The 21,745-nt window shown below is 54.3% G+C and carries 13 protein-coding genes; 10 read left to right on the plus strand and 3 right to left on the minus strand.

Annotated elements, in window-relative coordinates:
- The first annotated feature begins 36 nt into the window (after nt 1-36).
- The 9 genes from tatA to ACAW87_RS02115 all read left to right on the plus strand — a co-directional run bounded on the left by tatA (nt 37) and on the right by ACAW87_RS02115 (nt 16,837).
- Nucleotides 37-237 carry a twin-arginine translocase TatA/TatE family subunit gene (gene tatA / locus ACAW87_RS02075; protein WP_085412555.1) on the plus strand — a complete coding sequence of 67 codons (201 nt, stop codon included), beginning with the start codon at nt 37-39 and terminating at the stop codon, nt 235-237.
- 88 nt (nt 238-325) lie between these two features.
- Entirely contained in the window at nt 326-1,789 is a 1,464-nt protein-coding gene (gene gatA, locus ACAW87_RS02080; protein WP_370721485.1) for an Asp-tRNA(Asn)/Glu-tRNA(Gln) amidotransferase subunit GatA, read from the plus strand.
- A 116-nt stretch (nt 1,790-1,905) separates the two neighbouring features.
- Entirely contained in the window at nt 1,906-3,531 is a 1,626-nt protein-coding gene (locus ACAW87_RS02085) for a lytic transglycosylase domain-containing protein (protein ID WP_370721486.1), read from the plus strand.
- Between the two features lie 110 nt (nt 3,532-3,641).
- Nucleotides 3,642-4,229, plus strand: coding sequence for a Holliday junction branch migration protein RuvA (gene ruvA, locus ACAW87_RS02090; protein ID WP_370721487.1), 588 nt, complete (start codon nt 3,642-3,644; stop codon nt 4,227-4,229).
- Between the two features lie 221 nt (nt 4,230-4,450).
- Complete coding sequence (sov, locus tag ACAW87_RS02095) at nt 4,451-11,965, plus strand: T9SS outer membrane translocon Sov/SprA (protein ID WP_370721488.1); 7,515 nt, start codon at nt 4,451-4,453, stop codon at nt 11,963-11,965.
- Nucleotides 11,966-12,020: 55 nt separating this feature from the next.
- Nucleotides 12,021-12,482, plus strand: a complete 462-nt coding sequence (locus tag ACAW87_RS02100) for a hypothetical protein (RefSeq protein WP_370721489.1) — start codon at nt 12,021-12,023, stop codon at nt 12,480-12,482.
- Nucleotides 12,463-12,654, plus strand: a complete 192-nt coding sequence (locus ACAW87_RS02105) for a hypothetical protein (RefSeq protein WP_370721490.1) — start codon at nt 12,463-12,465, stop codon at nt 12,652-12,654. Before ACAW87_RS02100 ends, ACAW87_RS02105 begins: the two co-directional genes overlap by 20 nt.
- A gap of 84 nt (nt 12,655-12,738) precedes the next feature.
- Nucleotides 12,739-12,879 (plus strand): hypothetical protein, encoded by a 141-nt coding sequence (locus ACAW87_RS02110; protein ID WP_370721491.1) that lies wholly within the window; start codon nt 12,739-12,741, stop codon nt 12,877-12,879.
- A 466-nt stretch (nt 12,880-13,345) separates the two neighbouring features.
- Nucleotides 13,346-16,837 (plus strand): putative Ig domain-containing protein, encoded by a 3,492-nt coding sequence (locus ACAW87_RS02115; RefSeq protein ID WP_370721492.1) that lies wholly within the window; start codon nt 13,346-13,348, stop codon nt 16,835-16,837.
- A 204-nt stretch (nt 16,838-17,041) separates the two neighbouring features.
- Here ACAW87_RS02115 and ACAW87_RS02120 read toward each other — a convergent pair whose 3' ends face one another.
- Complete coding sequence (locus tag ACAW87_RS02120; RefSeq protein WP_370721493.1) at nt 17,042-18,316, minus strand: DUF5690 family protein; 1,275 nt, start codon at nt 18,314-18,316, stop codon at nt 17,042-17,044.
- 147 nt (nt 18,317-18,463) lie between these two features.
- Here ACAW87_RS02120 and ACAW87_RS02125 point away from each other — a divergent pair, with 147 nt between their 5' ends.
- Nucleotides 18,464-18,922 carry a hypothetical protein gene (locus ACAW87_RS02125; RefSeq protein ID WP_370721494.1) on the plus strand — a complete coding sequence of 153 codons (459 nt, stop codon included), beginning with the start codon at nt 18,464-18,466 and terminating at the stop codon, nt 18,920-18,922.
- Between the two features lie 125 nt (nt 18,923-19,047).
- On the opposite strand, the gene ACAW87_RS02130 is transcribed toward ACAW87_RS02125, so the two are convergent.
- A complete protein-coding gene (locus tag ACAW87_RS02130) occupies nt 19,048-21,198 on the minus strand; it encodes a xanthine dehydrogenase family protein molybdopterin-binding subunit (RefSeq protein WP_370721495.1) in 2,151 nt (716 codons plus the stop codon).
- A gap of 2 nt (nt 21,199-21,200) precedes the next feature.
- Nucleotides 21,201-21,704: a (2Fe-2S)-binding protein gene (locus ACAW87_RS02135; protein ID WP_370721496.1), complete on the minus strand. Its 504-nt coding sequence runs from the start codon at nt 21,702-21,704 to the stop codon at nt 21,201-21,203.
- Nucleotides 21,705-21,745: the final 41 nt, after the last annotated feature.

Consider the following 21,745-nt stretch of genomic DNA (forward strand, 5'->3'; position numbering starts at 1 on the left):
TTGTTACTTTTGCATACGTTCTAAACACGACATATTATGATTACAGCATCCATCTTTGCAATTATGGGTCTGGGCGGTCAAGAGATGCTGCTCATTTTCTTAGCCCTGCTTCTTTTCTTCGGCGCCAAAAAGCTGCCCGAGTTGGCCCGTGGCCTTGGCAAAGGCATTCGCGAGTTTAAAGATGCCACCAAAGATGTTCGTGAGAACATTGAGGATGGCCTGAAAGACATAAAATAAGGGATTCTTTCCTGTATACACAGACAACCCGATGCCTGAATGGCGTGGGGTTGTCTGTTTTTTTATTTAGTGACCATCCCTTCCTCCCGTGACTATCTATCGTTCGTTTTCCTCCCTGCAAACCGACCTGGCCAACGGTACAACCACTTGCCGTCAGGTAGTAGACCAGTACCTCGCTCGTATTGCCGACCATCAACACCTCAACGTATTCACGGAGGTATACGCTGATGAAGCACGCCAACGGGCCGACGAACTGGACGCTCGCCGAGCAGAAAAAACGGCTCCGTTGGGCCGGTTGCATGGTATGGTCATTGGCCTGAAAGATGTACTAAGCTACACCGGGCATGGATTACAGGCTGGCAGCCGCATTCTCGACGGATTCGAGGCACAGTTTACCGCCACCGCCGTTGAACGACTGCTGGCCGAAGACGCGATCATTATTGGTCGGCAAAACTGCGATGAGTTTGCCATGGGGTCTTCCAACGAAAGTTCAGCTTTTGGGCCGGTGCGTAACGCGGCAGATCCCACGCGAGTGCCGGGCGGAAGTAGCGGCGGATCAGCCGTAGCCGTACAGGCGGGCCTTTGCCTGGCTAGTATCGGTTCCGACACCGGCGGTTCGGTGCGGCAACCCGCCGCGTTTTGCGGGGTGGTGGGCCTGAAACCAACCTATGGTCGGGTGAGCCGTTGGGGGCTGGTAGCCTACGCGTCGTCGTTCGATTGCATTGGTCCCATTGCCAACACGCCAACGGATGCGGCTCTGCTGCTCGAAGTAATGGCCGGCCCCGATGAGTTCGACAGCACGGTATCGTCGCAACCGGTAGAGGCTTATGCTTCACCGCAGGTACGTGAAACGCCCGCCCGCATAGCCTATCTTGTTGATGGCGTGGAAAGTGAAGGGGTTTCGTCGGTGGTTCGCGAAGCTACGCAACAGGCCATCGACCGGCTTCGGAAGGCAGGCCACGTAGTTGAACCAGTGACGCTATCGTTGCTGAAACACCTGCTACCCACGTACTACGTACTCACGACCGCCGAAGCGTCGTCGAATCTGTCGCGATTTGATGGAGTACGCTACGGGCATCGGGCTACCGAAGGCGTGACGGATCTGATTTCGATGTACAAAAAAAGCCGCACAGAAGGGTTTGGCCCCGAGGTGCGCAAGCGGATTTTGCTGGGTACGTTCGCCCTGAGTGCCAGCTATTACGACGCGTATTATACCAAAGCCCAACAGGTACGTCGGTTGGTGCGTGAGGAAACAGAGCGGGTATTTGCCCACTATGATTTTCTGATGATGCCGACAACACCAACGCCGGCCTTTATCTTAGGAGAAAAAAGCACCCGGAACGCAGGAGCGAATCCACTTCAAATGTACTTAGCCGACATTTTTACCGTTCAGGCTAATGTAACGGGTTACCCCGCCATCTCGATTCCTAACGGCATGGATCCGAACGGCGACGGCCCCGCTTTACCCATCGGCATTCAGTTCATGGCCCCGCCCTTTCAGGAGCAGGCGTTGGTAACGATGGCGGAGGCTTATTTGACGATGCAGCTTTAAGGTCCAACGTTCAAGGTCTAAAGTCTAAAGTTGCGTTGCTAAATCAGCGAAGCAGCTTTAGACATTGGACCTTGGACTTTAGACCTTGAACATTGGACCTGAAATTTCACGTAACTATGAAACTACTCAACCTACTAACTGTCTGTAGTGTATCGTGGGCGGTGATTGTGCCGGATGCTGAGGCACAGGTAGCCCGACCTACACCGACGGTAACGTACCCGGCTTCGTCGAATCAGGTGGCGAATCTGGCTGTAGCCGACACCATGGTGCTCGATACGGCCTTTCTTGTAGAAACAGTATTGAATCTGCCGAGTGTGCCCGAGGCCGTCCTGCGCGAGCGACTGCCCCGGCTGCAACGCCAGATTCCGCTGCCCTACAACAAGGTCGTTCACAACTTCGTCGACTATTTCATTTACCGCAAGCCCAGCTACACGCGCACGGTGATGGAACGGATGCCATTTTATTTTCCGCTCTACGAAAAAACGCTGGCTAAGCACAAAATGCCCGACGAGCTGAAGTACCTCTCCATTGTGGAGTCGGCGCTGAATCCACGGGCTATGTCGCGGGTAGGGGCCGGGGGACTCTGGCAGTTCATGCCCTACACCGGCAAAGATTTTAACCTCAACATCGACGATTACGTAGACGACCGGATGGACCCGGCCAAGTCGACCGAGGCGGCCTGTCGGTATTTGAAAGACCTGTACCGGATTTTTGGCGACTGGGAATTGTCATTGGCAGCGTATAACTGTGGACCGGGTGCCGTTCGCCGGGCCATGCGCCGAACCGGAGGTGCTACCTTCTGGACGTGCTACGAGGGTTTACCGAAAGAGACTCGTTCGTATGTGCCGCAGTTTATTGCCATGACCTACATCATGAACTACGGTCCCGATCACGGCATTGTGGCCGAACGCCCCGATTACCCGATTGTCTTCGATACGCTGCAGATTAACTCATATCTGGACCTGAAAACGTTTGCCAGTCTGAGCAACATTTCATTTGCTGATCTGCAAAAGCTGAACCCCGCCATCACCGCCGATCGCCTGCCCGAATACACGCGAAACCATGCCCTTCGTATCCCGAGCGAGCGGTATAGTTACGTGCAGACCTACCGGCAAATCATCATGGATTCGGCTTCGAAAATGCCGGTCATGATGGAGAACATGCTGCTGGCGCATAATGAACTGCTGACTAATCGGGCCACTACGACGATTGACCCCGATGGCGGCTGGATTTTGGCGAATCGACTGGCCGACAATGCACCTGATACCGATGGTCTGGGCACTGTAGTTGCCGAGAATACACAGCCTGAGCCCGACGATCTGACTACAGTGGTTATGCGTAAACCCCGCAAGCTGACCCATACCGTTCGGCGTGGCGAAACTTTATCGGGGATTGCCGACAAATACGACGTGGCCCTACTCGATGTGAAACAGTGGAACAAGCTGCGTTTTAAAACAGTGAAAACGGGTCAGAAATTGACCATACTGCGCGAATCGGGCGAAACCCATACCGAGCGAATGGCGCGGCAGGAGACCATACCGTCGGCTTCGAAAGAACGCAGAGAAGTGGCTTCCAAGTCGCGGCATGAACGGGTGAAACCAAAATATCATCTGGTTCAACCCGGCGATACCCTCTGGAATATCGCCCGCCGTTACGGCAATATTTCTATCGAACAACTCAAAAAAATGAACCGTATCAAAGGCGACAGTGTCCGTCCCGGACAAAAGCTGGTGGTAGGGTGATTCAGTTATCAGTTATCAATGAACAGTTATCAGCTCTGCTTGGGTACGTACCTAAGCAGAGCTGATAACTGTTCATTGATAACTGATAACTGATAACTGATAACTGAATTATGATCGCCTACTTAGACGGCACGTTAGCGTATAAAGAAGCCTCGTATGTCATTATTGATATACAGGGGCTTGGGTATGAAGTGTTTGTTTCGCTGCAAACCTATTCGACACTGCCGGGTGGCGGGGCGCCGGTGAAACTATTCATTCACCACCATTTCCGCGAAGAAAATCAGACGCTGTTTGGCTTTGCTTCGGCCGATGAGAAATCGTTGTTTCGTGAATTGATCGCAGTGTCGGGCGTGGGGCCGAATACGGCGTTGGGTATGTTATCGTCGCTGGCTCCGCAGGATCTACGGTTAGCTATTATGAGCGAAAACGTACGGGCCATTCAGGCGATCAAAGGCATTGGGGCCAAAACGGCCCAACGGATCATTCTGGAGTTGAAAGACAAGATGAAGAAGTCTGGTTTGTTGCCCGATACGCCAACGTATCGGCAGCAGGCGGGCAATCCGGTGCGCGAAGAATCACTGGCGGCCCTCATTGCCCTGGGCTTCCCCCGCCCCTCCGCCGAAAAAAGCGTCGACGATATCCTGAACGCCGACAGCACCCTCTCTGTCGAAGACATCATCCGCAGAGCACTGAGGTAGTTAAGAATTAAGAGTTAAGAATTAAGAGTGGCTTCGCTGGATAACAGATTGTTACGTAGCAGAGTCACTCTTAATTCTTAACTCTTAATTCTTAATTAAATACGATTGGCCCGGTTTTCGCCGTTGTGTTAACGTCCTGAATTACCGGGTTGTTTATTTTTCTGATTTTGCACCAGTATATGGTGAAGCGTTACACCTGTCGAACCTCTCTTTTCTGCTCAATGCTGCCTACAACAGGCCCTGTCCGTATGGGTCAAAAAGGGGCATACTGGTTGCTGACTCTGCTTTTACTAGTAGGCGTTGGTGGAACGGCTGTTCGGGCACAGACCCCCGCCCGCCGTGGCCGTACAACCCCCGCTACACAACGTACCCCGGAGCAGATAAAGGCCGCTGCCGATGCGGCCAAAGCCCGCGCCGATTCGGTCAAAGCCGCCGCGCAGGAACGCCTCGACAGCCTGAGAGCCGTAAAAAACGCCTCCCGTCGACCCACAACCAAATGGACAGACCGATACGCTACCCGTTTCTCGGACCGTAATCCCCGGTCGCCGTACCTGCTCCGCGACCCTAAATCGCTGAATACTGATTTTAGAATGTTGCCCGACCGGACGGTGACGGTAACCGAACGCCTCACACCCCGGCCGGGAGCAACGGCTCCGTCGGTGGTAAACTCCAGCGTAATTACAACGCCAGGTTCAGGTACGTCGGCACCGGGCGTCGGTACGCCAGCCAGTCAGACGGTGACGCCCCGCCAGAACGGGTTGCTTTACCGCCCTGGCGAAAACCTGCCTTTCTCCGATTACAACCGCCTTCAGAACGAACGGATTGAAGACCGCCTTTTTCGCGAGAACTCAGCCCGCCGCGATGGGCAAAGCGCCGTTAGCGGACGTGGCCTGATTCCGAAACTGGAAGTGCCGCCGGTGTTCGACCGTATATTTGGGGGCAACAACATCGACTTCAAACCCAACGGCTTCGTGACGCTCGATCTGGGTTACCTGCATCAGTTTATCGACAATCCGGCGGTGCCGGTGCGGTTGCGGCGGCAGGGAAACCTGATTTTCAACGAGCAGATCAGCATTAACTTCAACGGCCAAATTGGCGACCGGCTGGGCTTACTGGCCAACTTCGATACCAAAGCTAGTTTCAATTTCGAGAATGCGCTGAAGGTGAATTACCGCCCGCAGGGATTGATTCCCAACATTCCCGGCATGTCTGGTTTGGGGGGCGGCACACCGCAATTGCCACAGGTGCCGGGCCTCCCCAACCTGCCTGCTTTCGGTAGTCGCCTCAGTAACCCGCAGATGCCATTTACGCCGCAGAACGAGAGTATTCTGCAAAACATTGAACTGGGTAACCTGACCTGGACGCTCAACAGCCAACTGATTCCGGGGGTGCAAAACCTGTTTGGGGTGAAGCTGCAAACGCGGTTTGGCAAGCTGAATGCCACTACCGTATTATCGCAGCAGCGGTCGCGGAAACAGGAGATTGTGTTGCGGGGAGGAACGCTCAACCGGCCGTTTGAGATCAGGGCCGATCAGTACGACGAAAACCGACACTTCTTCCTGTCGCAGTTCTTCCGCACTAACTACGAACGGTCGCTGAAAAGCCTGCCTGTTGTTACGTCGGGCGTGACCATTACGCGGCTTGAAGTCTACGTTACCAACCGCACCAATACCACCGATCAGCTCAGAAACGTGGTGGGCTTTTCTGATCTCGCCGAGCCGGTCCCGTTCAACCGGGGAAACCCCAACATTCAGACGGCCGTTGCCCCCGGCTCACCCGCCGACAATGCCGCCAATACCCTGTTTTCGCGCATTAAGGCGTCGGAGCCCCTGCGCAATGCCGATCAGACGCCCGATGTGCTGACAGGTACGTTCGGACTGCAACGCGGCACCGACTTTGATATGTTGCGCGGAGCCAAGCGCCTCACCGACCGCGAATACCGCTTTGAGCCGCAACTGGGCTACATCTCGCTGATTACACCGTTGCGAAACGATGAGGTTCTGGCCGTTTCGTACGAATACACCTATCAGGGACGCCGCTATCAGGTGGGTGAACTGACCGAAGATTACCAAAGTCAGGGCGAAGACAAGGTGCTGTATTTGAAGCTGCTGAAGTCGACCACGATTCGGAACAACCTGCAAAATCCGATGTGGAACCTGATGATGAAAAACGTGTATTCGCTGAATACAACGGCGCTGTCACGGCAGGGTTTCCAGATGCGGATCGTGTATAAAGACGACGTGTCAGGTATCGACAATCCAAACTTGCAGGATAGCCGGTTGGCCAATACGCCGCTGGTTCAGGTCTTTAAGGTCGATCAGTTGAATGCACAACTGGACCCGCAACCCGACGGCAATTTTGACTTTATTGAAGGCATCACCGTGGACAGCCGGAACGGGAAAATCATCTTCCCGGTGCTGGAACCGTTCGGTCCTTTTCTGCGGAATCAGCTACAGGACCCCATCTTCGAGTCGAAATACGTATTTGAAGAACTGTACCGCACCACCCTGGCCGATGCGCAACAGATTGCGGTGAAGAACAAGTTTTTCATCAAAGGCAGTTTTCAGTCGGGGCAGGGGCAAGGCATTGATTTGCCCTATGGCGTGAAAGAGCAGTCGGTGACGGTTTCGGCGGGGGGTGTGCCGCTGGTGCCCGGTCAGGATTATATCGTGGAAGGGCAGCGGGTGCGGATTCTGAACGAGAGTATTTCCAACTCGGGCCGTGAAATTCGTATCAGCTTCGAATCGCCCGACCTGTTCCAAAACCAGATTCGTACGTTGATCGGTGCCCGCCTCGATTACCGGCTGACACCCGAAATCAACCTCGGGATGACGGCCATGAATATGCGCGAAACGCCGTCGGGCTTTCTGACGCGGGTAGCCATTGGCAACGAACCGGTCAACAACAGCATGATTGGGTTCGACATCAACCTCCGCAAAGATTCGCCCGGTCTGACGCGTATTCTGGATCGCCTTCCTTTCCTGCAAACTAAAGAACTATCGGCCATTCAATTTACGGGTGAGGTGGCCGAGTTTATTCCGGGCGTTTCGCCACGGGCCAACAACAACGCGTTTATCGACGATTTTGAGGCTACCCGCACCATTTTCGACCTGACCCGGCAACCAACCCGCTGGCGCATGGGTTCGACCCCGCAGGAATTTCCGCAGGGAACCGCCGGTAACATTCTAGAATACGGCTACCGCCGCGCCCGAACGTCGGTCTACAGCATTGACCAGACCATTTACCTGCCCGATGCCACCGGCAGTGTGGGCACCAACCTGACACAGGCCGACCTGTCGAACGTATACGAACGGTATTTTTTGCCCAATGTGCTGTTTCCCGGTCGGTCGCCCCGGCAAATTCAGCAGCCCGAAAATATCCTAGATGTGGCTTACTTCCCCAGCGAGCGGGGGATGTACAACTACAATCCGAACCTGAATAACGACGGTACGCTACCCAACCCCCGCCAAAATTTCGGCGCGGTAACGCGGGCTATTTCGTCGGATAATGATTTTGATAATGCCAACATCGAGAACATCGTTTTCTGGATGATGGACCCTTTTGTACCGGGCGAAAATGGTAAGGTGCGCGGCAATCCCGACAACTCGCAAAACTTCCCGAACACCACGGGCGGTATCCTACATTTCAACCTCGGCGATGTGTCGGAAGATGTGGTTAAAGATGGCCGGTTCAACTTCGAGAACGGTATTCCGATCGACACCACTAACTCGCGACTAGGCGGGCGGCTGGCCGATACGCCCTGGGGTAAGGCACCTACGCAGCAGTTTGTGACCAATGCCTTCACCAATCAGGAAGGGGCGCGGCAAAAGCAGGATATTGGTTTGGATGGACTGAACAACGCTGAAGAGCGCGATAAATTCAGGCCCTATCTGGATGCTGTTCGGGCGAGAGTGACCAATCAGGAGGCGTTACGGCGGATTGAAGGTGACCCCTCTAACGATGATTTTCGCTTTTATCTGGGTCCACAGGCCGACTCGGCTAGGTACGTGGTAGCGCGGTACAAGTCGTTTATGGGCATGGAAGGCAACTCGCCCGAAACTGCCAACGACCTGAATAACTTCACCTCGCCCGCCTCATCGATTCTTCCCGATATCGAAGATATAAACGTCGATAACACCATTAACGAACAGGAGGCCTATTACGATTTTCGGATTGATTTGCGTCCCGGTCAGTTGGCCGTAGGCAAGGGCTTTATCGTTGACAAAGTGAACGCTGAGGGGGTAGACTGGTACTTGTACCGCATTCCGGTGCGCAACTTTACGGGTCGGGTGGGGAATATCAACGGCTTTAAGTCGATCCGCTTTTTCCGGATGTACCTCACCGATTTTGCCCAGCCGGTGGTGCTTCGTTTTGCGCAGTTGCAGATGGAAGCCAACCAGTATCGCCGCTACGTGGGTGACCTGACACAGCGCGGTTTGCAGGACGTACCTGAACCCTACGACGCGCAGTTCAAAGTGTCGGCGGTAAACGTGGAAGAGAACAGCCAGATTGCGGCGGACAAGTACGTGTATGACGTGCCGCCCGGATTTGTGCGCGATGTAGACTATACGCAGCCCAACAACAACGTGCAGTTGAACGAGCAGTCGATGGCGCTGAGCGTGACCAACCTGCGCGATGGCGATTCACGCGGTGCTTTCCGGAACACCAACTTCGATTTCCTGTACCGTGACCGGCTGAAAATGTTCATTCACATGCACAACCCGGAGAATGAAGACGGACAGGTAGGGGCTTTTATCCGGATTGGTACTGACTACACCGAAAACTACTACGAAATCGAAATTCCGGGCCTCACCTCGACGCCCCCCGGCTCCGTTACCAAAGACGATATTTGGCCAGCCCAGAACGAACTCGACATTGCGTTTAGCGAACTGACCGATTTGAAAGCAGCCCGAAATCAGCAGCTAACGCGGCGGACTGGCCTGCCCTTCACCCAGCCTTCGGCCAACCTGCGCTACAACCTAACCGTAGTGGGTAACCCCGACCTGAGTTCGGTGCAAAGCATTATGATCGGGGTACGTAATCCCAAATCGACCGATGAGCAGGCGAAAACGTTTACGATCTGGGTCAATGAATTACGGGCTACCGGCATCAACCAGCAATCGGGTCGGGCGGCTATTGGTGCGCTGAACTTACGCCTTGCCGACGTGGCTACCATAACCGCATCGGGGCGGTACTCGAGCTTTGGCTTTGGCGGGGTGCAGACCAAACCCGGCGAACGTACCCGCGAAGCAGCCACCGAATATGGCTTGACCGCCGCTCTGGCCGTCGACAAGTTTTTGCCGCTGAAGTGGGGCCTGAAAATTCCCATGTACGTGAATTACGATTCCCGGCTGGTGACGCCGCAATTCGATCCGCTCGATCCGGATATGCCGCTGGAACAGTCGATTGCCAGCATGCCGGAAGGAAACGTGGGCGGTATTGATATGCCTTCCCCCTCTGAATACCGCCGACTGGTGCAGGATATCACCACCCGGCGCGGGGTCAACTTCTCCAACGTGCGCAAAATTCGGGTAGATCCGAATGGCAAAGCGCATTTCTGGGACATTGAAAATTTCGGGTTTAACTACGCTTACAACGACATTCGCCGCAGCAATATCCTGACCGGCGAATACATTCAGGAGCAGTACCGGGGGGGCATTACCTACACATTCACCAGTCAGCCGCGCCCGTTCGAGCCGTTCCGCAACGTGAAAGGACTGGAGCGGAAATACCTCTACTGGCTCAAAGATTTCAACCTCACGCTGCTGCCCACCATCGTTTCGGTGCGGACAGACATTGACCGGAGTTACATCAAAACGCAGCTCCGTAACTCCGATCTGACTACCAATGGCATTTCGCCGCAGTTCGAGAAATATTTCTTCTTCAACCGCTACTACGACCTCACCTGGAACCTGACCAAAAACCTGACGGTAGCGTACCGGGCGGCGGCAAATGCCATCATTGATGAGCCGTATGGTGAACTGGATACGCCTTTCAAAAAAGACTCGGTGTGGCGCAGCCTGCAAAACCTGGGTCGGATGAAGAATTACCAGCAGGAGATCAAGACCACCTACCGGATTCCGTTCGACAAATTCCCGATCGTGAACTGGCTACAGGGCGACCTGACCTACAACATCGGTTATCAGTTCACGGCCAACTCGTTCGGTATTAAAGATTCCCTGTTTGTTCCGTTTGGGAACACCATCCGCAATAACCGGGAAGTGGGCATCAACGGAAAGGTCGACTTTGTGTTGCTGTACAACAAGATTCGCACGTTGCGCTGGGCCAATACGCCAACGCCGGCGCGGTTGAATTTTGCCCGTAACCCCGGCAGTATCCAGCAAATAAACCCCGGCGGCAACCGGCTGGTGAAGAGTTTCGTGCGCGCCCTGATGACGGTGCGTGGCATTAACGTGTCGTATAACGTGCAGGAAAACACCATTCTGCCGGGCTTCCTGCCCACGCCCGGTCTTTTCGGCCTCACTGATTTCGGCGCACCGGGTCTGCCGTTTGTGTTGGGTAGTCAGGATAACGGCATTGCCCGACGGGCGGCACGGGCGGGTTGGCTATCGCCGAGTACGGTGCAAAATGCGCCTTTCACGCAAGCCATCACCAAACGTTTTCTGGCCACCACGATCCTGGAACCCTTCCGGGATTTCCGCATCAACGTGACGGCCAATTACAACCGGTCCGACAATTACCAGGAGTTTTACCGGCCGGCCATTACGGGAGCCGCTTTCAGCAGTCAGGCTCCGATTCGGAGTGGTAGCTACAGCATGTCGTACTTCTCGTTCGGTACTACGTTTGAGCGCCTTCGGGTAGATAACACGTCGCCGATCTTCGACAAGTTCGAGGCGTATCGCGATATTCTGCAACGCCGGTTAAACGCTGATAATGCCGTTGCCCGCGACAATCCGAATGGCTACAACAAGAATTCGCAGGATGTACTGATTCCGGCCTTCTTTGCGGCCTATAGCGGTTCTAATCCGCGTTCGGTGAAGTATTCACCGTTCTACAACCTGCCGTTTCCAAACTGGGATTTGAACTACAGCGGTCTGAACAAAGTGAAGCCATTTAGCAAGGTGTTTACGTCGTTCAACCTCGTGCACCGCTACACCTCGACCTACAGCGTGGGTAACTTTGTGTCCTCGTTGAGTTACGAAGCGCAGTTTGTGAACCTGGCGGTAAACGATTACAATATCTCGCAGCAGTTGAACGAAAACGGGCAGTTTATCCCGATTTTCGTGATGAGCACCATGAGCATGAGTGAGCGATTTGGTCCGTTTGTGGGTATCCGTTTTCAGACTAAGAACCGGCTGAGTGGTTCGCTGGAATACAACCGCTCGCGCGATGCCGCCCTGAACCTAACCAACGCACAAGTGGCCGAGGTGAACACCAAAGACGTGACGGCCTCGCTGGGCTTTACCAAGCAAAATGTGCGGTTACCCTTCCGCGTCAACGGCGCCGTGAAACGCCTGAAAAACGACCTGACCTTCAACTGTGCCCTAACCCTGCGCGACACCCGCACCATTCAGCGCAAGCTGGAAGCCGAGCAGATCATCACGGCGGGTAACGTCAATTTCCAGGTACGCCCCCAACTGAGCTACGTGGTAAACCGCCGCCTGAACGTGAACTTCTATTTCGACCGCACCTTCAACGACCCGCTGGTGAGTAACAGCTTCATCCGGGCCACCACCTCCGGCGGCGTGCAGGTACGTTTCAACCTGGCCGAGTAAGGGAGGGCAAACCATGAAACGTTGCTGCAAACCAGCAAACGGAGTTTAAGCAGTTATGAAGAAATTAGCAGTTGTTTTAGGTGTGTGGTTAGGCCTAGCACTGGTAATTAAGCTTAGCTGGGATTACTATACCTCACCCATTCGTATAGCTGAACAAATTACAGGGCTGGATCTACCGTCGAATGCCGCATCAGTTAAGTTCACCGATGGGTATTCGTTTTTTTTGGGCGGTGGTATTACCTGTGGCGAACTGGCAGTAGATGATCGGCAGATAGTCGATCTGATGAAACAAGCCGAACAGCAAAACTATATGCTGAATCTGGAGGCAGGTCAAGGTAAGTTGTTGACCGTTCTGCAACAGTCTGGTTGTTGCCAGGATACATCCGTTCAGTTTGGCAACGTGCCGGGACGCTATAAGACGTTACATCAAGGAAGTAAGGAATCTGCCTATGTTCTGATTGATTCACTGAATCGGAGAGTATATTTTTTCCGTGCCATTGCTTCGCCAATGTTCTAATGAGGTAGATCGCTTCAATTTTCAGGTACGTCCTCAACTCAGTTACGTGGTGAACCGCCGCCTGAACGTGAACTTCTTTCTTCGACCGCACGGTCAACGACCCGTTGGTCAGCAACAGCTTCATCCGGGCCACCACCTCGGGCGGTGTGCAGGTACGCTTCAATCTGGCTGAGTAGAAAATGGGGGCGTATCAATCCTAAGTGGCCCATTGTCCCGTTAGCGACATCACAGCGTAGCGTCGGTAGAATCAAAAGCCATGCGTACCTACCAGCGTGCCGTAGATACGCCACAGCCGGGCGAGTTGCGTACCTACGGCACGCTGGTCTTTTTTGTAGCACCCCGTTATCTACCGACGCTACGCTGTTGTGCCCCTAACGGGGCAAAGAGCTTCGCCTAGTCCGTAAACTGCACGGTCAACGACCCACTGGTGGGCAACAGCTTCATCCGGGCCACCACCTCCGGCGGCGTGCAGGTACGTATCAATGGTCAACAGCAGCCGTTCGCCCACCAAACCGTCCTTGTCAGGAAGAACCGGTCTGCCGATGCGGTCTTTACAAACCCAAACGGCTGCAGAGACCGCGTCGGACGAAAACTTCGCGTGGTACGCCTATAGCTAAAGCCACCGTACTCAACTTGATAAATCGCCCGGTAGCGCGGTCTTGTCTGGAAAAAGCAACCTCCCAATTAGCCTTATAGGCCCCCAGCCAATGCCATTTTTAAGGGTAATATGGCATTAATGTTGTAAGTATTAATACGATAATAAGTCGTTATTATTACTAAAGAAAATTTGCTTAATCATTCATTATGTGTATGTTAAGTGAGTGTACTTAGGTATTATTTGTACTTCAAGTATCTACTATAGCATGAATCGTAAACTCATAAAAATCAACTATATACCCATAGGCATTTTTTTAGTGGTAATTGCTGCCCTTATTTTATTAATGACTGGATACGCATTGGCGCAACTGCCGTCAGGGTTTTCCAGAAATACGGTACAGGATGGCTATACTAGTCCGGTGGGTATACGCTTTACCGACGATGGCAACCAGTTCTTCGTCTGGGAAAAAAGCGGGCGGCTCTACGTGTCGACCTGGAACGGGTCAGGTTACGTTCGGCAAAGTACACCCGTCCTCGACATTCACGAAGAAGTGGGCGATTGGAACGACTTCGGTTTGCTCGGCTTCTGTCTGGACCCCAATTATAAAACCAACGGCCTGATTTATGTTTTTTACCAGGTCGACCTCCACCACCTGCTGTATTTTGGAACGCCCGCGTACAATCCGCATACCAACTGGTACAACAACGCCACCATCAGCCGCCTGACCCGCTACAAACTTCAAGAGGTAAACAACCAACTTACCACCGACTATGGCAGTCGGCACATTCTCATTGGCGAGACAAAGGAAACGGGCATACCTGTTACGATGGAATCGCACGGCGGAGGCCGGATGGTTTTTGGTACTGACGGCACACTGCTGATTGGTACCGGCGACGGGGCACACCACGAAGGGGTAGACGTAGGCAGTCGGGCCGACAGTTATTTTCAGGCGTCGCTGAATTATAGCATGATGCGACCAAACGAAAACGTAGGGGCTATGCGGTCGCAGCTGGTTAACTCATTGTGCGGAAAGATTCTTCGCATCGATCCCAACACGGGCAATGGCATTCCGGGTAACCCGTTCTTCGATCCGGCTGACCCGCGCAAGCCCCAGTCACGGGTGTGGGCGTTAGGGATGCGGAATCCGTTTCAACTGAGCCTCAAACCCGGCACAGGGAGCACAAGCCTTGCCGCCAATAACCCCGGCACGCTGCTCGTGGGCGACGTTGGGTGGTACAAAGTCGAAGACATACACCTGATCGACCAGCCCGGCCTGAACGCAGGCTGGCCCCTGTATGAAGGACTGGAACCTACCATCTCGTACTACGGCACCAACGTAGCTAACTTAGACGAACCTGGCATGCCCACCTTCGATAGTCTGTGCGTGCAGCCAACCTCGTTTGTGACCAACCCCGACTCTACTCTTCGCCGGTTTACCCACTCGCGCCCCATCCTGGATTACAGCCACGGCACTGCCCGCACCCGTGTTCCCGCATTTAGCGGTACCACGCCCATCACCCGGTCTATCGGCACCACCGGGGCGCCAGCCGGAACGCCCTTCAAAGGCAACTGCGTTATCGGCGGGTTTTATTACACAGGCAATCAGTTTCCTGCCACCTACAAAAACAGTTATTTCTTCAGCGACCACGGCGAAAACTGGATCAAGAATCTGGCGCTGAATAATGAGGGCGAACTGGTGGTACAGGAGATGCGGGACTTTGCCCCTGCCGCCTATGATATCGGTATAGTTGATTTGCAGATGAACCCGCGCGACGGTTCGCTGTATTATGTTCGAGTGCAGGGACTAGTCAACCGAATCAGCTACGGCATAAACCAGCCCCCCGTGGCCATCATCAGCACAGACAAGACCTACGGTCCATCGCCCTTGACGGTGCAGTTTACCGGCTCAGCTTCTGTGGATCCTGAAGGCGGCAGCCTCACCTACGCCTGGGATTTTGGCGATGGTATAAACGCGGTCGGAGCCAACCCAACCCACACCTTCAGCAACACGGGCGTTGGTCAGTATACGGTTACACTGGTAGTAAAAGATAACCAAAACCAGACGTCGATCCCCAAAATGGTTGTTATCTCGACCAACAACACCCCGCCTTCGGTAGAGATTACCAATCCGGCTGTCGGCACAAAATACACCATGAGTCAGGCTACTACGTATACGCTCTCGGCTGCCGTGACCGATACCGACCCTACCAATCTGACCTATGCGTGGTACCTCTCGCTCGAACACAACAACCACAGCCATACCGAACCTGCACTCCCGGGTGCTTCGCCCACAATCACGGTCTCGCCGGTGGGATGTAGTCCCAACGAAACCTACTATTATAAGGTCACGCTGGTCGTTACGGACAATGGTGGGCTGACGGCTTCGACCACCCGGTTGCTATATCCCGATTGTAGCTCGGCCAGTTCATTGGTGAGCAACGTAACGGCAACGCACCAGTTGAGCGCGGTGCAGGTGGGTTGGATCAATCCCAACATCGCCTTCGACGAGATTCTGGTGGTCGCCCGCGAGAACACCGGTTTCACCACTGAGCCTACCGGAACTACCTATACTGCCAACGCCAATTTTAACGGAAACGGTACCGCATTTGAAAACGGCAAGGTAGTATACCGGGGCAATGGCACAGCCGTAATAGTGACGGGACTAAACCCCCTGGTGCAGTATTATTTTCGGGTCTATACCCGTGTCGGATCTGTCTGGAACGGGGGCGTGGAGGTGGGGGCCATTCCGAACCTGCCGCCCGTAGCTCCGCCTGTTAACCCACCGGCGGCGGCATTGAACCAGCCGTTTTTGTTCGCCATACCGGAATTTTATGACCCGGAGGGGCAGGTACTGACCTACACAGCCATTCCGCTGCCGTCGTGGCTCACCTTTAACGCCACAACGCGGCTGCTGAGCGGTACGCCCACCCAAACCGGCAGCTACACCATCACTATTGGCGCAACCGACGCGGGTAGTCTGCCTGCGTCGGTGTCTGTAGTCATTACGGTGGCACCCAACCAGCCTCCGGTGCCGCCAGCGCTGACTGAGCAGGTAGTTGAGCGAAATCAGCCATTTAGTTATGTATTGCCTGCCTTTACCGATCCAGAAGGTAAAAGTCTGTCGTATTCGTCGGTGCAGTTACCGGCCTGGCTGGAGTTCAATCCGGAGTCACGGGTGTTGAGCGGCACACCTACACAGACGGGGAGCTACTCGGCCATTGTTCGCGCCACCGATCCGCAAAATGCAATGGCAACGGCTACGCTGCCCATTTGGGTGGTGGTGAATCAGCCGCCCGTACCGCCTGTACTGACCGCGCAAACGGCTCTTGTGGGTCAGTCTTTCCAGTATACCATACCAACCTTTACCGATCCTGAGGGCCAATACCTAAGCTACAGTGCCAGCAACCTGCCCAACTGGCTTGTATTCGATCCACCAACCCGGCTTCTATCAGGTATACCCACTCAGGCCGGTAGCTTTACATCCTCAATCAAAGCAACCGATCCGGGCAATCTGACGGCAGTGGCCACGCTGATAATTAACGCCGGTCCCTGTGTAATGGCTACGGTAAAATCCGGCGAATGGACCGATCCGGCGGTCTGGTCGTGCGGGCGCGTACCAATCTTTACCGATGCCGTGCAACTCAACCATGCCGTAACGGTGCCGGGTAACTATACGGCCCAGGCCCTGCGCGTGACTTTCAATCCCGGTATTGCTTTGACCGTTGGGCCTAACACGGTGTTGCAGTTTAGCCAGTAAGGCCTATTCTTACCAGCGTGCCATAGATACGCTCCCTGAGTGCCTGTTGCGTACCTACGGCACGCTGGTCTGTTTTGTAGCACCCCGTTATCTACCGACGCTGCGCTGTTGTGCCCTTAACGGGGCAAAGAGCTTTTCCTGGTCCGTAAATTGAACGGTCAATGATTCATTGGTAAGCATCCGTCACATTCGGGCTATTACCTGCTAAGCGCTGACGGTCGTTTTTACTTCGTTCCCCATACGCCAGAAAGCGCGGTACGAAATTGCGATCAGGAGGGCGTAGGCAATGGCTATAATGTAGGCCCCGTACATGAAAAAGTCGAGGTAACTGATGTTGCTTTGGCCAAAATTCTTGTACAGCAACACGCCTACGCTACCCAGATAGCCATACCAGTCGGCCAGGGTAACTACGAAACTGACGGTGCTAACGTACCTGAACGAGGCTACAAAGCGCTCGAAGTACAGGCCATTGCAGGGTACGTAGGCGCCGTATAGGCCCAAACCCACGAGCATATACCAGGTTCCCGGCGAGAGCATACCCTGCTGAAACAACCACGTACTGACGCCCACGAGCCCAACCGACACCACCATGACGACGTTGATGAGCTGAAAGGCGAGTCGGTTACTTTTGATGAGTTGCAGGCTGCCCATGAGCGCTAAAATGCCAACGGCCACCGTGGTCTCAGTCTGCGTAAAAACGGCCGGGTCGGTAATGCCGAGCGACTTGATGATCTCCGGTCCGAAATTGTCGCGGAAGTCGCGGAAGGCCGTTAACAGCACATAGGAAGCAATAAACGGAATAAGTCCGGCGGCGAAAGTGCGGACGAAAGCTTTACGATCGTCGGCATCCATGGGCTGACGGGCCGTGCGCAGGGCCTGATCGGCGGCGGTTGGCGGCGGCAACAGCGATAGAGCATAGAGCGACACCAGCATGGGCAACACAAACAGAAGTCCGGTGGTGAGGGGCAGCCAGAATTCGGTTACGGCCCAGTCGCGGCGAAGGGTAAGGGCCACGGTTTTAACGAAGCCCGACGCGAAGATAAACGAGGCGGTCAGTCCGGCTACCAGCGCGTCGGTTTGTCGCCGGCCTTCCAGAAAGCTGAGCACCACGCCGTAGACCATGCCCAGCGGTAATCCGTTGAGAAACAGAAACACGATGTTCCAGGGTGCAGGAACCACCGCAAAACCAAGCAACGCCAGTTCGGCAACGGTGATGAAGCCCAGGATACTGATAACGCGCCGCCCCGGAGGCATTTCCGACACCACTTTCACGCCGATGCGCTTCGACATGGCGTAGCCAAACACCTGCGCCATCACCAGCCATATTTTATAGCTGATACCGGCATACACCATCCCCTCGAACGTCACCGCCGTAATGCCTTTGCGAAAAGCGTACATGCAGGTATAGGTGCAAAAAGCAGCTACTGTACCAAAAACAACAAAGGCGACCGGATGCCGAAGGAAGGCGGGTGATTTCATCAAAAAGAAGTTTACTGTTTTCAGTTTGCCGTTTGTGTGAAAGAACAAGGAGTAGTTGAATGGAAATTGATATATGTCAATTTTCCAGCCTGTTAGCTATCCTACCTTCACAGGATACAAAATCAGCATCCTGCTGTACGAGTCTCAATGAGAAAGTTTGCTAAACCCCTACTGTATTTACTGATTTTCATTGGGTTTAGTAATGTGGTACCCCTGTATCATGTCTTTCGTTTTGTCGGAGATGGTGTCTTAATTCAGCCGCTGGAATCGGATTACATTACTAAAGACAACGTATTCGTGTACAGTGGCTGGTTGAAAGACACGTTAAAAAACCCTTACTACAAACGGTATATATTGCTGTACCCACAAGCCGACAGAACGCTGTATCGGGTTCGCTCCATTGAGATCTGGCGTTTCTGGCGTTGGCGCGATTACCTGACCGAAGAGCGCTGGTGGCAACCGTATCTGAAAACAGATCTTGATTCCATCCACTATAAGTCCACCAGCTTTGTCAAGATATATAATCCCTATTATGGCTCCATTCCCCCTCGTACCTATAACGATTCGTTGTCGGCGCGGAATCACCTTTATACATCTGAAGATTAGGTGAGAGAATGATCTAAAAATAGTCCTCTGTCTTTCATCCTCTATCCTATGTTGCTTCGCTAACGAGACACATCGGTGATTAGCAGTGCAACAGAGGACAGAGGATGAAAGACAGAGGACTGTTTTTACAAGATTCGTTTCAACGCTTCGTCTTCGATGAACGGCTGGTTGCGGACGCGTTTGCCGCTGGCTTTGAAAATGGCGTTGGCCACGGCAGCACCGGCAGGAGGGAGGGCTGGTTCGCCAAGACCCGTAGGCTCCATGCCGTTATCGACGAAATGGACGTCGACATCGGGAATCTCGTTCAGGCGGATGAGGCGGTAATTGCTGAAGTTGCTTTGCTCGGGCACCCCGTCTTTAAACGTCATGTTGCCGAACATCGCGTGGCCAATACCATCCACGATACAGCCCGTTACCTGTTGCCGGGCACCACTCTGGTTGATGATGATGCCACAGTCGGCGGCGGCGTAGACCTTCTTCACCACCGGTTTGTCTTTCTCCATCACTACTTCGCCCACCTGCGCTACATACGACCGGTGCGAGAAGTATACGCTGAAACCCTGCGCAACAGGTCGACCATCCGGGCCCTTTTTGGTCCCCCAACCTGACTTTTCAACGGCCAGGTTGATCACCGCTTTCATCCGGTCGACGTCGTATTTAACGGCACCGGCTGGTTTTGTTTTGGCTTTGTCGAGCAGTTCGAGGCGGAACTGGACAGGATCTTTGCCGGCGGCTTGTGCTACTTCATCCAGAAACGACTGTTCGGCGAAGGCCAGGAAATTGGTAATCGGCGCGCGCCATGGCCCGGTGGTAATGGCTGATTTATGGTCGATGCTATCGATCAGTAGATTATCGACGGCTCCGGCGGGGAAATTGTCTTCCCGCGTCGAGCTGCCCGCGTTGATGCTGGCGCCGCGCAGTTTATAGCCAATCATGTTACCCTGAGCGTCAAGCGCGGCCTCGAACCGGTAGCGCACGGCTGGCCGGTAGCTGCCGCCCGTCATGTCATCTTCGCGTGTCCAGATCAGTTTCACCGGCGCATTTACCCGCTTCGATACCTGAACAGCTTCTACTACGTAGTCGGCTTTGAGGCGTCGCCCGAAACCGCCGCCCATGCGGGTCATCTGCACGGTGACTTTATCGGGCGAAATGCCGAGGAGTTTGGCTGTTTCGCCACGCGCCAGATCGGGCGTTTGGGTAGGGCCAACCAGCTCAACACCGTCGGGCCGCACGTGGGCGAAGAAGTTCATCGGCTCCATGGGACTGTGAGGCAGAAACGGACACTGGTATTCGGCCGAAACAACCTTGGCCGCGCCCTTAAACGCCGCATCAACGTCGCCATCTTTTCGGCGAACGGTGGCTTTGGTAGAGGTCAGCAGTTCACCGAAGATCCGGTTATGGTCGGCGGTACTTTCAGTAGCGTCGGTTTTTGTCCATTCAATTTTCAGGGCCTCTTTCGCCTTCCGAACCTGCCAGGTCGATTTACCCACAACGGCTACGTTATTAGCGAAGCTAAACACGTCGACGATACCGGGCATGGCCTTGATGTCCGTATCGTTCATCGACTTCAGCGTGTAGCCAAAAGCGGGCCGTTGCAGCATGGCAAATAGCATGCCTTCGCGGTAGAAGTCGAGCCCGAATAGTGGTTTGCCGGTGATGATACCCGGATTGTCAACGTTTTTGATCGTTTGCCCGATCAGCTTAAAGTCTTTCGGCTCTTTCAGCTTCACATCGGTCGGAACCGGAATCTGAGCCGCTTCGGTAGCCAACTCGCCGTAGCTGAGTTTGCGATTAGTGGCGGCATGGCTGACAACGCCGAGAGATGTGGTGCATTCGGCGGCAGGTACGTTCCAGCGTTTGGCGGCGGCTTCCATCAGCATTTGGCGGGCGGTAGCGCCTGCTTTGCGTAGGCGCGTCCACGAGTGCGGAATAGACCCGCTTCCGCCCGCGACCTGCCGTTCAAACCGTTTACCATCGAGCGGAGCCTGCTCAACGATCACGTTCTTCCAGTCGGCGTCGAGTTCTTCGGCTACCACAATCGGAAACGCCGTTTTAATGCCCTGACCCACTTCGGGGTTTGGCGACAGAATGGTGATGATTCCCTGCGGATTGATGGACAGGTAGCTGTTGAAGCCTACGCCCGGTGCTGTAGTGGCGGCAGAGGCTTCTGCGGCCGCTTCGGCGTCGGTCCAGTTAAAGCCCAGAAAAAGGCCACCTCCAGCCGCTACGGCCACTTTCAGGAAGTTCCGGCGGCTTGCGTTCGATAACGTTTGCATGGCTATTTCGTTTTGGGCTTAGTGGCAGATGCCGTTGCGTTCGAGGCTACTTTCACAGCTTCGCGGATGCGGTGATACGTGCCACAGCGGCAGATGTTACCGCTCATAGCGTCGTCGATCTGGGCGTTGGTTGGCTTGGGTGTCTTCTTGAGAAACGCCGCCGCCGTCATGATCTGCCCGGCCTGACAATAGCCGCACTGCGCCACGTCGACTTCGTCCCACGCTTTCTGTACAGGATGGAGTTTTTCCGGACCCGAACCAGCCGTAGCGGCCAGCCCTTCGATGGTAATTACTTTCCCTTTGCCAACTGCTGAGACCGGCAACACACACGAGCGTGTTGCTTCGCCATTGAGGTGAACGGTGCAGGCGCCACACTGGGCAATGCCACAGCCGTATTTGGTGCCAACCAGTCCCAGGTTGTCGCGCAGAACCCACAAGAGTGGGGTATCCGGGTCTACGTCGGCGCGGTACGCTTTGCCGTTGATTTGAAGGTTGTAGAGTGCCATTTGTCAGGGTGAAGTAAAGAGCGAACCAATTTACGAAGAAA

The sequence above is a fragment of the Fibrella aquatica genome (genome assembly GCF_041321135.1).
GTDB lineage: Bacteria > Bacteroidota > Bacteroidia > Cytophagales > Spirosomataceae > Fibrella > Fibrella aquatica.